Source organism: Hydrogenophaga borbori (assembly GCF_003417535.1).
GTDB lineage: Bacteria > Pseudomonadota > Gammaproteobacteria > Burkholderiales > Burkholderiaceae_C > Hydrogenophaga > Hydrogenophaga borbori.
In genome coordinates this window covers 45831-58294 of the sequence record NZ_QVLS01000014.1, presented here as the reverse complement: position 1 = coordinate 58294, position 12464 = coordinate 45831, and the positions used below count along the sequence as shown (strand labels likewise).

Genomic DNA, 12464 nt, shown 5'->3' with positions numbered 1-12464 from the left:
ACGGGCGCCGCCGATCGGGGCGGCGCTTCCGTTGGCGCGTTCCTTTGAAGAAATACCGCATTTGCGGTAGCGGTCGGCCCGCCAGCGCGACGTATCGTCCCGCCCTTCGTGGACGCAGGACACACCGTGAGGACGCCCGCCATGCCCCAGTTTCCCCTGTTGTTTGCCCGGCGCGCGGCGCTGGCCGCGCTGGTCTTCCTGGTGTGGGCCGGGCCCGCGTCGGCCAGCGATTCGGGCCCCGTGATCGAGCAGATCCGCGCGCAGGGGCACATCGTGATCGGCCACCGCGAGTCCTCGGTGCCGTTCTCGTACCTGGGGCCAGACAAGCGGCCCATTGGCTACGCGGTGGACGTCTGCCGCCGCCTGGCCGCCGCGGTGCAGGCCCGGCTGGCGCTGCCGGCCTTGCCGATCGAGTACCTGCAGCTCACCCCGGCCAACCGCATCGAGATGATCGAGACCGGCAGGGCCCAGCTGGAATGCGGTTCCACCACCAACAACGCCGAACGGCGCGAGAAGGTGGCCTTCACCATTCCCCACTTCATCACCGGCGCGCGCATGCTGGTCAAAGTGAACAGCGGCATCGACCGCATCGACCAGCCCGAGGTCAAGCGCGTGGCCGTCACCCGCAACACCACGCCGCTGGCCGCGGTGCGGCGCATCCAGGCCGAACGGGGCCTGCGCTTCGAGATCGTCGAGACCGAGGACCACGAGAAAGCCGTGCAGATGGTGGAGCGCGGCGAGGCGCAGGCCTTCGTGATGGACGACGTGCTGCTCTATGGACTGGCGTCCACCCGGTCCGACCCGAAGGCGCTCAAGGTGGTGGGCCGCTTCATCACCACCGAGCCGCTGGCCATCATGCTGCCCAAGGGCGATCCGGCGTTCAAGAAAATCATCGACGACGAAATGCGCCGCCTGATCTTCAGCCGCGAGATCCACGCCATCTACCAGCGGTGGTTCGAGCAGCCGATCCCGCCGAACGGCCAGCCGTTGAACCTGCCCATCAGCTACCTGCTGCGCGACTTCTGGAAGTACCCCACCGACCAGGTGCCCTGAGGCCGGCCGAAACCATCCCGTGGTGGCTGCGACAATCGCGGGACCATGAGCGCCGCCACCCCCGACTCCCTGACCCTCACCCGCCCCGACGACTGGCACCTGCACGTGCGCGATGGCGCCGCCCTGCAGGCCGTGGTGCCCCACACCGCCGCCCAGTTCGGCCGCGCGATCATCATGCCCAACCTCAAGCCGCCGGTGACCACGGCGGCGCAGGCGCAGGCCTACCGCGAGCGCATCCTGGCGGCCGTGCCCACCGGCGTGGCCTTCGAGCCGCTGATGACGCTCTACCTCACCGACAACCTGCCGCCCGAGGAAATCGCGCGCGCCCGGGCGGCCGGCGTCGTGGCGCTCAAGCTGTACCCGGCCGGCGCCACCACCAACAGCGACGCGGGCGTGACCGACATCCGCAAGACCCACAAGACCCTGGAGGCCATGCAGCGCGAAGGCCTCAAGCTGCTGGTGCATGGCGAGGTCACGTCCGCCGACATCGACCTGTTCGACCGCGAGGCGGTGTTCATCGACCAGGTGCTGATTCCCCTGCGCCGCGACTTCCCCGTGCTGAAGATCGTGATGGAGCACATCACCACCAAGGAAGCCGCGCAGTACGTGGCGGGTGCGGGCCCGCACACGGCGGCCACCATTACCGCGCACCACCTGCTCTACAACCGCAACGCCATCTTCCTGGGCGGTATCCGCCCGCACTACTACTGCCTGCCCGTGCTCAAGCGCGAGACGCACCGCGTGGCCCTGGTGCAGGCCGCCACCAGCGGCAGCGACCGCTTCTTCCTGGGCACCGACAGCGCGCCGCACCCCGCGCACCTGAAGGAGCACGCGGTGGGCTGCGCGGGCTGCTACACGGCGCACGCGGCCATGGAGCTGTACGCCGAAGCCTTCGAAGCCGCGGGCGCCCTGGACAAGCTCGAGGGCTTCGCCAGCTTCCACGGTCCCGATTTCTATGGCCTGCCGCGCAACACCGGCACGGTCACGCTGCGGCGCGAGACCTGGACGCCGCCCGAGTCCTATGCCTTCGGCGAGGCCGAGCTCAAGCCCCTGCGTGCGGGCGAGGCGCTGCGCTGGCGGCTGCTGGCCTGAGCGCTGGCGACGGCATGGCCATTCACTGGTCGGCCCCGTGGTTCGCCGGCGTGGCCGAGGCGGGCCGCGCGGTGCAGGCCGCACAGGCGCAGGGCCTGCCCTTGCCCGAGGCCCTGAACCGGCACGCGCCGGGGCCGCTGCGCGCCGTGTCCCAATCGGCCTTGCCCGACGGCCAGGCCTACGAGGCCTTCATCGCCGCCACGGCCAGCGTGCCCACGCGCGAGAACCTTCACGACCTGTTCAATGGGCTGATCTGGCACCGCTTCCCCGACAGCAAGCGCCAGCTCAACCGCCTGCAGGCGCAGGCCATCGCGGCCGACGGCGTGGGCGCGGTGCGCGGGCCGCTGCGCGACGCCATCACCTTGTTTGACGAGAACGCGGCCTTGCTGCGGGCCCCCGAGCCGCTGTGGCGGGCGCTGCGGGCGCGCGACTGGGCCGAGCTGTTCGTCGCGCAGCGGGGGGCTTGGGCGTGCGCGCGGCTGCTGCCCTTCGGCCACGCGCTGCTGGAAAAATTGGCCCAACCCTACAAATCCATCACCGCGCACGTGTTCGCGCTGCCCGTGCCCGAGTCGCTGGGCGATGACCTGGCGGCCTGGGACGCCTGGCTGGCCACGCAACTGGATGCCGCGCGGCTGCGCGCCAAACCCTTCACGCCGCTGCCCGTGCTGGGCGTGCCGGGCTGGTGGGACGGCAACGCCGACCCCGCGTTCTATGCCGATGCGGCGGTGTTCCGGCCGCCGCGCGCGGCTTGAAACCGGCGCCATCAACCCCACTTGCTGGGCCGGTATCATCCGCTGCCCTTGACCCGGCACCGGGAACCTGAAGGCCCGAAACCGGGTCAGTGGCGCAGCCGGCCCCCACGCGCCGGCGCCTAACGGAGCACACATGAAACGCATCCTGCTGTTCGTCCTGACCAACGTCGCCGTGATGGCGGTGTTGCTCATCACCACGCGCATCCTCGGCGTGGACCGTTTTCTCACCGCCAACGGCCTGAACATGACGGCGCTGGCCGGCTTCTCCCTCGTCATCGGCTTCGGCGGCGCGATCATCTCGCTGCTCATCAGCAAGCCCATGGCCAAGTTCAGCACCGGCGCGCGCGTGATCAATCAGCCGCAGACGGCCGACGAGGCCTGGATCGTGCAGACGGTGCAGAAATTCGCCGACAAGGCCGGCATCGGCATGCCGGAGGTCGCCATCTTCGAAGGCGCGCCCAACGCCTTCGCCACCGGCGCCTTCAAGAACAGCGCGCTGGTCGCCGTGTCCACCGGCCTGCTGCAGAACATGACGCGCGAAGAGGTGGAGGCCGTGATCGGCCACGAGGTCGCGCACGTGGCCAACGGCGATATGGTCACCATGACGCTCATCCAGGGCGTGATGAACACCTTCGTGGTGTTCCTGTCGCGTGTCATCGGCTACGCGGTGGACAGCTTCCTGCGCCGTGGCAGCGACAGCAACTCGGGCCCTGGCATCGGCTACATGGTCACCACCATCGTGATGGACATCGTGCTGGGCTTCCTGGCCGCCATCATCGTGGCGTGGTTCAGCCGCCAGCGCGAGTTCCGGGCCGACGCCGGCGCCGCGCAGCTGATGGGCCGCAAGCAGCCCATGATCAACGCCCTGGCCCGCCTGGGTGGCCTCACGCCCGGCGAACTGCCCAAGACCATGCAGGCCCTGGGCATCACCGGTGGTCTGGGCAAGCTGTTCAGCACCCACCCGCCGATCGAAGAGCGCATCGCCGCCCTGCAGCAAGGCTGATCGCGCTGCGGGCAGCCGGCAAAAGGCCACCCTGGGGTGGCCTTTTGTTTGAGCCGCCGGGTGGCGGAAGCACTCAGCGGTTGCGCTCGAAGCGGGGGTAACCGTGGTCGTGGTAGCCCGGGCCGGGGTGGCCGCGCCAGCCCGGGGGCCGGAAGTAGCGCTGACCGCCAATGATCACGACCTCGGTGGAGATGTTGGAGTAGCCCGGTGCGTAGCCGTCGCTGTACACCACGGGCGGCTCCGGCGTTTCATAACGCACCTGCGGGCGCGAAGGGTAGGCGGGCGGCGGCGGGGGCATGGCGTCCACCGGCGTGACGTTCAGGCGCACGTAGCGGCCCGGGTCTTGCGCCATCTGAGTGCGGTATTGCTGGCCGGCGTACTCGTAGACCACGTCGTAGGCCACGGTGCGGGGTTCGTAGAAGGTCTGCGTGCCGCAGTTGCGCACGATCTCGGTCTGCGGCGGGCTGGAGCCTTCGATGCGGTTGCCCAGCATGGCGCCGCCGATGAGGCCGATGACGGTGGCCGCTGCGCGACCGCTGCCATCACCGATGGCGTTGCCCGCCGCGCCGCCTGCGATGGCGCCCAGCACCGCGCCGGCGCCCGACTTGCGGCCCGGGTAGGTCACCTGCTGATCGGAGCAGACATCGCGCGGTACGGCCACCTGCTGGATGATGGGCGTGCTGCTGATGACGCGGCCTTGCGCTTCCTGGGCGTGGGCCGCGCCGGTGGCGGCGGCCAGCGCGGCCGCCAGGGGAAGCCAGACGAGCGATCGGGGGGTGTTCACGGAAGGCTCCTGAAAGAGGAATGGGGAAGCTGCATGCTGCGCCCGGGACGTCAAGCCGGCGCGCCAAGCTTGTCATTTTTTGTAAAGCCCCCGACGGGCGGCAGGCCGAGCAGGTCCCGGGCCAGGGCTTCGGCCACTTTCAGGCCGTCCACGCCGGCCGACAGGATGCCGCCGGCGTAGCCCGCGCCCTCGCCCGCCGGGTACAGGCCGCGCGTATTCGGGCTTTGCAGGCCTTCGTCGCGGTGAAGGCGCAGCGGCGCAGAAGTGCGTGTTTCCACGCCGGTGAGCAGGGCGTCGGGCAGGTCGTAGCCGCGGATCTGGCGGCCGAAGGCGGGCAGGGCTTCGCGGATGGCCTCGATGGCGTAGGCTGGCAGCGAGGGCGCGAGATCGGTGAGGTGCAGGCCGGGCTTGTAGGAGGGTTCGACCTCGCCCAGCGCGGTGCTGGGTCGTGCGGCGAGGAAGTCGCCCACGCGCTGGCCGGGCGCGCTGTAGTCGCCGCCGCCGAGTTCGTAGGCGCGGCTCTCCAGCTGGCGCTGCAGCACCACGCCGGCCAGTGGGTGGTGCCGGCCCTGGGCGTGCAGGGCCTCGGCCTGGGCGGCGTAGCGCGCGCCGTCGGTCTCGCCGAAGGCGGCGGTCCACAGCGGCGTGTCCTGCGGAAAGTGCTGCGGGTAGTCGCTGGGTTCGATGCCAACCACCAGGCCCGAATTGGCGTTGCGCTCGGCGCGCGAGTATTGGCTCATGCCGTTGGTGACCACGCGCCCGGGCTCGGACGTGGCCGCCACCACCGTGCCGCCCGGGCACATGCAGAAGCTGTAGACCGTGCGGCCGTTTTTCGCGTGGTGCACGAGCTTGTAGTCGGCCGCGCCAAGCAGCGGGTGGCCGGCGTGGCGGCCCCAGCGGGCGCGGTCGATCAGGCTTTGGGGGTGTTCGATGCGGAAACCCACCGAGAAAGGCTTGGCTTCCATGGCCACGCCCAGGTCCCAGAGCCAGGCGAAGGTGTCGCGCGAGCTGTGGCCCAGCGCCAGCACCAGGCGCCGCGCGGGCAGCTCCAGGTGTTCGTCCGTGTCGAGCCGGTGCACGCGCAGGGCGCGCACGCGCCGCGCGGCGCCGTCGCCCTCGGTGATCAGTCCCGTCAGCTGGTGCTGGAAACGGATCTCGCCGCCCAGGGCGATGATTTTTTCGCGCATGGCCTCCACCACCTTCACGAGCTTGAAGGTGCCGATGTGGGGGTGCGCGGTGTAGAGGATTTCGCCCGGCGCGCCCGCGTCGACGAACTCGTTCATCACCTTGCGGCCGAGGAAACGCGGGTCCTTGATCTGGCTGTAGAGCTTGCCGTCGGAGAACAGGCCCGCGCCGCCTTCGCCGAACTGCACGTTGCTCTGCGGGTTCAGCGCGCGGCGGCGCCACAGGCCCCAGGTGTCCCGGGTGCGCTCGCGCACGGGCTTGCCGCGCTCCAGCACGATGGGCCGAAAGCCCATCTGCGCCAGGGCGAGCGCCGCGAACAGGCCGCAGGGGCCGAGGCCCACCACCACGGGGCGTTCGTCCGCGGTGCGCGGAAAGCCCCCGGGCGCGTGGCCGGGCGCGGTCCACGACATGTCGGGCGTGGGACGCACATGCGGGTTCTGGGTGTGGCGCGACAGCAAACCGGGTTCGGCCGAAGCATCGGCGAGCGCCACATCGACGATGTAGACCGCCAGCAGCTCGGCCTTGCGGGCGTCGAAGCTGCGTTTGAAGACCGTCAGCGCGGCGATGTCGGCGGGTTCGATGCCCAGGGCCTGCGCGGCCAGGCGGGTGAGGGCCGGCACCGGGTGCGGCGGCGGCGCGCGGTCGGCCTCGGTTTCGCTGGGCGCGTCGGCGGCGCGGCGCGCTTCGGCCGGCACCTCGGCCAGGGGGAGTTTGAGTTCGGCGATGCGGATCATGGGTCGTGGGGCTTGTGGCGATCAAGCAGACGAAGCCGCGCATTGTCCCCAATCCCGCGCAGACCCGGTTTTAAATTGATCCGGGCAAAATAAAAACACCCGGGTATAATCTCCACATGTCTGCCCCATCTCCTTCCCGATGCACCGCCTTCCTGGGCGCGCGGCGCGTGGCTTTCGGCGCTTGCGACGAGGTCGCCCGCGCCTTGGGCGCGCTGGACCTGTCGGCCGGCGGCCTGCTGGTGTTCGACGACGCCAGCGGTGCGCTCGTCGACTACCCTTTCCCGGCCCCAGCGCCCGATGCCCGGGCCGCCGCCGCGCCGCAGGTGGGCCGCCCGCGCCTGGGCGTGGTGGCGCGCGAGGTGACGCTGCTGCCCCGCCACTGGGACTGGCTGGCCCGCCAGCCCGGTGGCGCCTCCGCCGCGCTGCGCCGGCTGGTCGATGAAGCGCGCCGCGTGCACGCCGGCCGCGACGCGCGGCGCGAGGCCACCGAACGCGCCTACCGCTTCATGAGCGCCATCGCGGGCGGCTTTCCCGGCTTCGAGGAGGCCGCGCGAGCGCTGTTCGCGCACGACGCCGAGGCCTTCGCCCGCCAGATGGCGCCCTGGCCGCCGGACGTGCAGGCGCACGCCAGCTGGCTGGCGCGCGAGGCCTTCATGGCCACCGGCCCCGCCGATCCCGACGCCGACCCCAACGACTGACCCACCCTTTCCGGACCCTTCCCATGCCCCCCTCTACACAAGGCCCGCTCTGGCGGGTCTATCTCGTGTTCCTCGTGCCCATGGTGCTGTCCAACATCCTGCAAGGGCTGTCGGGCACGCTCAACGGCATCTTCATCGGGCAGATGCTCGGCACGCACGCGCTGGCGGCCGTCTCGGGCATGTTCCCCATCGTGTTCTTCTTCATCTCGCTGGTGATCGGCCTGGGCGCGGGCGCCTCGGTGCTGATCGGCCAGGCCTGGGGCGCGCGCGAGCCGCACAAGGTGAAGGCCATTGCCGGCACGGCGCTGATGCTGGGGGCGCTGATCGGCCTGGTGGCCGCCGCGCTGGGCGTGGTGTTCGCGCGGCCCGCCATGCTGGCCCTGGGCACGCCGCTGGACGTGCTGGACGATGCGGTGGCCTACGCGCGCGTGATGCTGCTCATCATGCCGCTGCTGCTGGTGTTCATCCTGTTCACGCAGCTGCTGCGCGGCATCAGCGACACGGTCTCGCCGCTGCTGGCGCTGCTGATGTCCACGGTGCTGGGGCTGTTGCTCACGCCGGCGCTCATCAAGGGCTGGCTGGGCCTGCCGCCGCAGGGCATTCAAAGCGCGGCCTACGCGGGCCTGGTGTCCTATGCGCTGGCGCTGCTGTTCCTGGGCTGGCGCCTGGCGCGCCAGGGCAGCGTGATGGCCTTCGACGCCGAAATGCGGGCCGCGCTGCGACTGGACCGCGCCATCCTCGGCAAGGTGATGCGCATCGGCCTGCCCACGGGCGTGCAGATGGTGGTGATCTCGGCCTCGGAGCTGGTCATCCTGGCGCTGGTCAACGGCCACGGCTCGCAGGCCACGGCGGCCTACGGCGCGGTCACGCAGGTGGTGAACTACGTGCAGTTCCCGGCGCTGTCCATCGCCATCACCACCTCCATCCTGGCGGCGCAGTCCATCGGTGCGGGGCGGGTCGACCGGCTCGGCGCCATCCTGCGCACCGGCCTGTGGCTCAACCTGGTGCTCACCGGCGCCTTGGTGCTGCTCGGCTATGGACTGTCGCACCACCTGCTGGGCCTGTTTCTCACGCAGGCCGAGGTGCGGCTGCAGGCCGAGCACCTGTTGCACATCATGCTGTGGAGCATCCTGGTCTTTGGCTTTCAGGCCATCGTCGGCGGGCTGATGCGCGCCAGTGGCGTGGTGCTGGTGCCGATGGCGATCTCCATCTTCTGCATCATGGGGGTGCAGCTGCCCGCCGCCTGGCTGCTGGACGCGCGGCTCGGCTTGCCGGGCATCTGGCTCGCCTTCCCCGTGGCCTACGTGACGATGCTGCTGCTGCAGACGGCGTTCTACCGCTTTGTCTGGCGGCACCGCCGCATCGAGCGACTGATCTGAGGACGCGGGATAATCGCGCCCGTGAAGCGCGCCAGACCGCCGCTGGCACAAGACCCGAAAGGGTGTGCTGGAGGAACGTCCGGACTGCGCAGGGCAGCGTAGGAGGTAACACCTCTCCACCGACAAGCCCCGAGGGTTCGCCCGCGGGGCCCTAAGGTGAGGATCAGAGCAACAGAGACGAGTCGGTCCGGGGCAACCCGGACCGGGTGAAACGGGCAATCTCTACGCGCAGCAACACCAAATAGGCCAGCGTTGATGTGGCTCCGCGGAGCTGGCGGGTAGGTGGCATCGAGCCGTTCGGGTGACCGGCGGCCCAGAGGAATGGCGGTCACGTCCCGGGCAACCGGGACGCACAGAATCCGGCGTACCGGCGCGCTTCACACTTTTCCGGTTGTCATGTGCGAGTCCCGCAACGGGACGGGAACGGTATTTGCCGAGGGTGTTCCCCGGAGAGTTTCTTCCCAATGAAAGGACCGCACACATGACGACACTCAGCAAATCCATGCTGGCCTCCCTGCTCGCCCTGGGGTTGGTCAGCGCCGCCACGGCGCAACAGCGGGTTCAGTCCAGCACCGACCCAAAGCTCTACGGCGAAATTGGCCTGTCCCAGTTGAAGATCGAGGCCGAGGACGGGCCCTTGAGCGCCGAGGCCAAGCCCGGCCTGCTGACCGGCACGCTGGGCTACCAGTTGTGGCCGTTCCTGGCCATCGAAGGGCAGGTGGCTGGCAACGTGATGAAGGACGAGATCAAGCTCAATGGCGTGAACACCGGCGTCGACGCCAAGATCCCGCACATGTATGGGCTCTTCCTGAAGCCGACCTTGCCGCTGGGCGATCGAGTGGAGGTGTTCGCGCGCGCGGGCGTGGTGCGCACCAAGCTGGAGTTGTCCGCAGGCGGCCTGGACGTGGACGACACGGGAACCAGCGGCGCCTATGGACTGGGTATCAACGTCAACCTGAGCCGGATGTCGTACCTGCAGGCCAACTGGATGAACTACTACGACAAGGACGACATCAAGGTCCAGGGTGTGGGCCTGATGTACGGGCGGCGCTTCTGAGCGAGCCGCTTTTCGCATAAAGGCGGGGCCCTTCGCGCGGCCCGCCTTTATGCGTTGAAGCCGCCGAGCGCGCGGATGCGGTCCACGTGGGCGAGCAGCGAGCGCCGCGCCACCGGCCACAGGCGCTCGGGCACGTCGTCGTAGGCCAGCGGCACCCAGTCGTCCAGGCCGCCATCGGGGCGGGCCTGCATGGCGCGCGCGATCTTGGCCTCGCGCGCCAGCCGGTGCGCCTTGAGCTGGTCGATGGCGCGCCGCGCGCCGCCTTCCACCGGCGCCGAGGGGTTGTCGGCGCTGCGCCGCAGGTCGCCCAGCACGTGGCCGTGCGCGGGCAGGATGAATTCGATGCCCTGTTCGTCGCACAGCGCGGCCAGGCGGTCCAGCGAAGCCAGGTAGGCGCTCATGTCGCCGTCGGGCGGGTCGATCACCGTGGTGCTGCCGTTGAGGATGTGGTCGCCCGAGAACAGCAGGCCGTCTTCCAGCAGCACCAGGCACAGGTGGTTGGCCGCGTGGCCGGGCGTGTGCACGGCCATCAGCGTGTGCGTGGTGCCGTCGGGCGCCTGCAGCGCCAGGCGCTCGCCGTCGGCCAGCGCGCGGTCGGGCGTGAAGCGGCTGTTCTCGCGCGCGGTGGCCGCGCTGGCCAGGCCCAGGATGGGCGGGCGCGTGGCGCCGGCCTGCACGCACAGGGTTTGCAGGCGGGCGGCACCGGGCGAGTGGTCGGGGTGCGAGTGCGTGCAGACGATGGCGCGCAGGTCGGCGCCGCAGGCGCGCCACAGGCGCTCGATGTGCGCGCCGTCGTCCGGGCCCGGATCGATGGCGATGTAGCCGCTGGCCGGGTCGCCCACGATGTAGCTGTTGGTGCCGGGGCCGGTCATGACGCCGCTGTTGGGCGCGGTCAGGCGCATCACCTGCTTGAGCAGCGGCACCGGCTGTTCGTGCTGCCAGTCCAGCGGGTGCACGATCTGACCGTCGGGACAGACCAGGGCCAGCTCGCCGAAGGGCGGCTCGTGTTCCATGTGGCGCGACTCGCGGCCGCGGACCAGGCCGGCGCGCGGGCAACTGGTCCACAGCGGTTCGTCGTGCGCGGCGCAGGCGTCCAGCACCGCTTGCACCGTGGCGTGGGCCTGCAGGCGCTCCAGCGTGCGGATGGTGGGGAAGATGATGAAGAACTGGCCGGCGGCGTGGCGCGCCAGCGCGTCGGCCGGGCGCACCCACAGGGGCTCGAACTGCTCGCTCTCGTCGGCCACGGGCTCCTGGCCCTCGGGCATGCGCGCGATGAGGAACGGCACGTCGAAGCGGCGCGAGAGGTCGCGGTCGGTGATCCAGTGGGCGAGCACGAAGACCTCGTCGGCCGCCAGCTTGAGCCCGCGCGCGGTGCATTGCGGCGCGAACGGGGCCTTTCGGTCGAGCGCGGCGATGTCCTCGGCCGTGGCCCAGCCGCCGTCGGCGCGGCGCGCGAGCAGCACGCCCAGCTCTTCGAAGCTCTCGCGGATGGCGGCGATGGCCTGGGTCAGGCGCAGGTCGGTCTGCGTGGGACGGCGCGCGGCGGCGCCGAAGGCCTGGGCGTCGGCGTCGTCGATGCCACCGCCCGGGAATACGTAGGCGCCGGGCGCGAAGCTGGCCGTCATGGAGCGGCGGGTCATCAGAACCTCGACGCCATCGGGCCCGTCGCGCAGCAGCAGCACGGTGGCGGCGGGGCGCAGCGGCGCGGCAGGGCGGGGCGGGTGCAGGAGTTGGGTGGGGCGGACCATGGCGGGATTGTGGGGGAGGGCGGCACGGTCTTGCGTCGTGCGCGCGTCAGGGGCCGCGGGCAGCGCGGATAATCCGCCTCCATGCGGATCCGCTTCACCAAGATGCAAGGCGCGGGCAACGACTTCGTCGTGCTCGACGAGACGCGCGGACGGCTCGGGCTCAGCACGGCGCAGTACCGCTTTCTCGCCGACCGCCATTTCGGCGTCGGCGCCGACCAGATCCTCTCCGTGCGCGAAGCCCCCGAGCCGGGTCTGGACTTCGAATACGTCATCCACAACGCCGACGGCGGCGAGGTGGAGCACTGTGGCAACGGCGCGCGCTGCTTCGTGCGCTACGTGCACGACAAGGGCCTGAGCGAGCGCAACCCGCTGCGCGTGAAGGTGAAGAACGGCGTGCTGGAGCTCAAGCGCCTGCCGGACGGCCGCGTCACCGTGGACATGGGCCCGCCGGTCTTCGCGCTGCCCCAGGTGCCTTTCGAGGCCAAGGGCCTGAAGGCAGAGAAGCTCGGCAACTTCGAACGCTGGCCGCTGGCCGTGCCCTACGCGGGCGACCAGTACGTGGCCGTGCTGTCCATGGGCAACCCGCACGCGGTGCTGCTGGTCGACGACGTCGACACCGCGCCGGTGGCGGCCTGGGGCCCGCTGATCGAGAACCACGAGCGCTTTCCCCGGCGCGTCAACGCCGGCTTCCTTCAGGTGATCGACACCCGCACCGTGAAGCTGCGCGTGTACGAGCGCGGTGCGGGCGAAACCCTGGCCTGCGGCACCGGCGCTTGCGCTGCCGTGGTGGCGGGCATCCGCCTGGGCTGGCTGGGCTCGCGCGTGGACGTGCACACCCGCGGCGGCGTGCTCACCATCGAATGGGTCGACACGCCCGAACACGACGCCCCCGTGTTCATGACCGGCCCTGCCACCCCCGTGTTCGAGGGCGAGATCACCGTGCCCGACGAGCTGAACCAACCGTAATCCTTTGCGCCCA

General features: G+C 70.5%; 11 protein-coding genes and 1 other RNA gene. 9 read left to right on the top strand and 3 right to left on the bottom strand.

The annotated features are described in order from the left end of the window. The first annotated feature begins 141 nt into the window (after nucleotides 1–141). The 4 genes from DY262_RS19350 (at nucleotide 142) to htpX (ending at nucleotide 3900) form a co-directional block, all read left to right on the top strand. The gene (locus tag DY262_RS19350) at nucleotides 142–1053 is read left to right on the top strand and encodes an amino acid ABC transporter substrate-binding protein (protein ID WP_116960708.1); all 912 of its coding nucleotides are present in this window, start codon (nucleotides 142–144) and stop codon (nucleotides 1051–1053) included. 45 nt (nucleotides 1054–1098) lie between these two features. After that, the gene (pyrC, locus tag DY262_RS19345; RefSeq protein ID WP_116960707.1) at nucleotides 1099–2145 is read left to right on the top strand and encodes a dihydroorotase; all 1047 of its coding nucleotides are present in this window, start codon (nucleotides 1099–1101) and stop codon (nucleotides 2143–2145) included. Between the two features lie 14 nt (nucleotides 2146–2159). Next, the gene (locus DY262_RS19340) at nucleotides 2160–2897 is read left to right on the top strand and encodes a DUF3025 domain-containing protein (protein ID WP_116960706.1); all 738 of its coding nucleotides are present in this window, start codon (nucleotides 2160–2162) and stop codon (nucleotides 2895–2897) included. A 133-nt stretch (nucleotides 2898–3030) separates the two neighbouring features. After that, nucleotides 3031–3900 (top strand): protease HtpX, encoded by an 870-nt coding sequence (gene htpX / locus DY262_RS19335; RefSeq protein WP_070397220.1) that lies wholly within the window; start codon nucleotides 3031–3033, stop codon nucleotides 3898–3900. 73 nt (nucleotides 3901–3973) lie between these two features. On the opposite strand, the gene DY262_RS19330 is transcribed toward htpX, so the two are convergent. Continuing rightward, nucleotides 3974–4684, bottom strand: a complete 711-nt coding sequence (locus DY262_RS19330; RefSeq protein WP_070397221.1) for a glycine zipper 2TM domain-containing protein — start codon at nucleotides 4682–4684, stop codon at nucleotides 3974–3976. 50 nt (nucleotides 4685–4734) lie between these two features. Next, nucleotides 4735–6603 carry an NAD(P)/FAD-dependent oxidoreductase gene (locus DY262_RS19325; protein WP_116960705.1) on the bottom strand — a complete coding sequence of 623 codons (1869 nt, stop codon included), beginning with the start codon at nucleotides 6601–6603 and terminating at the stop codon, nucleotides 4735–4737. A 116-nt stretch (nucleotides 6604–6719) separates the two neighbouring features. Here DY262_RS19325 and DY262_RS19320 point away from each other — a divergent pair, with 116 nt between their 5' ends. From DY262_RS19320 to DY262_RS19305, 4 genes are all read left to right on the top strand, one after another. Then, nucleotides 6720–7301 carry a DUF2239 family protein gene (locus DY262_RS19320; RefSeq protein ID WP_116960704.1) on the top strand — a complete coding sequence of 194 codons (582 nt, stop codon included), beginning with the start codon at nucleotides 6720–6722 and terminating at the stop codon, nucleotides 7299–7301. Nucleotides 7302–7324: 23 nt separating this feature from the next. Further along, on the top strand, nucleotides 7325–8680 hold the full coding sequence (locus tag DY262_RS19315) for an MATE family efflux transporter (RefSeq protein WP_116960703.1): 1356 nt from the start codon (nucleotides 7325–7327) through the stop codon (nucleotides 8678–8680). Nucleotides 8681–8703: 23 nt separating this feature from the next. Beyond that, an RNA gene (gene rnpB / locus DY262_RS19310) (RNase P RNA component class A) lies at nucleotides 8704–9063 on the top strand. A 98-nt stretch (nucleotides 9064–9161) separates the two neighbouring features. Continuing rightward, nucleotides 9162–9737: a porin family protein gene (locus DY262_RS19305; protein WP_116960702.1), complete on the top strand. Its 576-nt coding sequence runs from the start codon at nucleotides 9162–9164 to the stop codon at nucleotides 9735–9737. Nucleotides 9738–9784: 47 nt separating this feature from the next. Here DY262_RS19305 and DY262_RS19300 read toward each other — a convergent pair whose 3' ends face one another. Next, nucleotides 9785–11485 (bottom strand): MBL fold metallo-hydrolase, encoded by a 1701-nt coding sequence (locus tag DY262_RS19300; RefSeq protein ID WP_116960701.1) that lies wholly within the window; start codon nucleotides 11483–11485, stop codon nucleotides 9785–9787. A gap of 81 nt (nucleotides 11486–11566) precedes the next feature. Here DY262_RS19300 and dapF point away from each other — a divergent pair, with 81 nt between their 5' ends. Continuing rightward, complete coding sequence (gene dapF, locus DY262_RS19295; RefSeq protein ID WP_116960700.1) at nucleotides 11567–12451, top strand: diaminopimelate epimerase; 885 nt, start codon at nucleotides 11567–11569, stop codon at nucleotides 12449–12451. Nucleotides 12452–12464: the final 13 nt, after the last annotated feature.

Coding starts and splice junctions, on each gene's coding strand:
- DY262_RS19350 (WP_116960708.1), top strand. CDS start 142: ATGCCCCAGTTTCCCCTGTTGTTTGCCCGGCGCGCGGCGCTGGCCGCG.
- pyrC (WP_116960707.1), top strand. CDS start 1,099: ATGAGCGCCGCCACCCCCGACTCCCTGACCCTCACCCGCCCCGACGAC.
- DY262_RS19340 (WP_116960706.1), top strand. CDS start 2,160: ATGGCCATTCACTGGTCGGCCCCGTGGTTCGCCGGCGTGGCCGAGGCG.
- htpX (WP_070397220.1), top strand. CDS start 3,031: ATGAAACGCATCCTGCTGTTCGTCCTGACCAACGTCGCCGTGATGGCG.
- DY262_RS19325 (WP_116960705.1), bottom strand. CDS start 6,603: ATGATCCGCATCGCCGAACTCAAACTCCCCCTGGCCGAGGTGCCGGCC.
- DY262_RS19320 (WP_116960704.1), top strand. CDS start 6,720: ATGTCTGCCCCATCTCCTTCCCGATGCACCGCCTTCCTGGGCGCGCGG.
- DY262_RS19315 (WP_116960703.1), top strand. CDS start 7,325: ATGCCCCCCTCTACACAAGGCCCGCTCTGGCGGGTCTATCTCGTGTTC.
- DY262_RS19305 (WP_116960702.1), top strand. CDS start 9,162: ATGACGACACTCAGCAAATCCATGCTGGCCTCCCTGCTCGCCCTGGGG.
- DY262_RS19300 (WP_116960701.1), bottom strand. CDS start 11,485: ATGGTCCGCCCCACCCAACTCCTGCACCCGCCCCGCCCTGCCGCGCCG.
- dapF (WP_116960700.1), top strand. CDS start 11,567: ATGCGGATCCGCTTCACCAAGATGCAAGGCGCGGGCAACGACTTCGTC.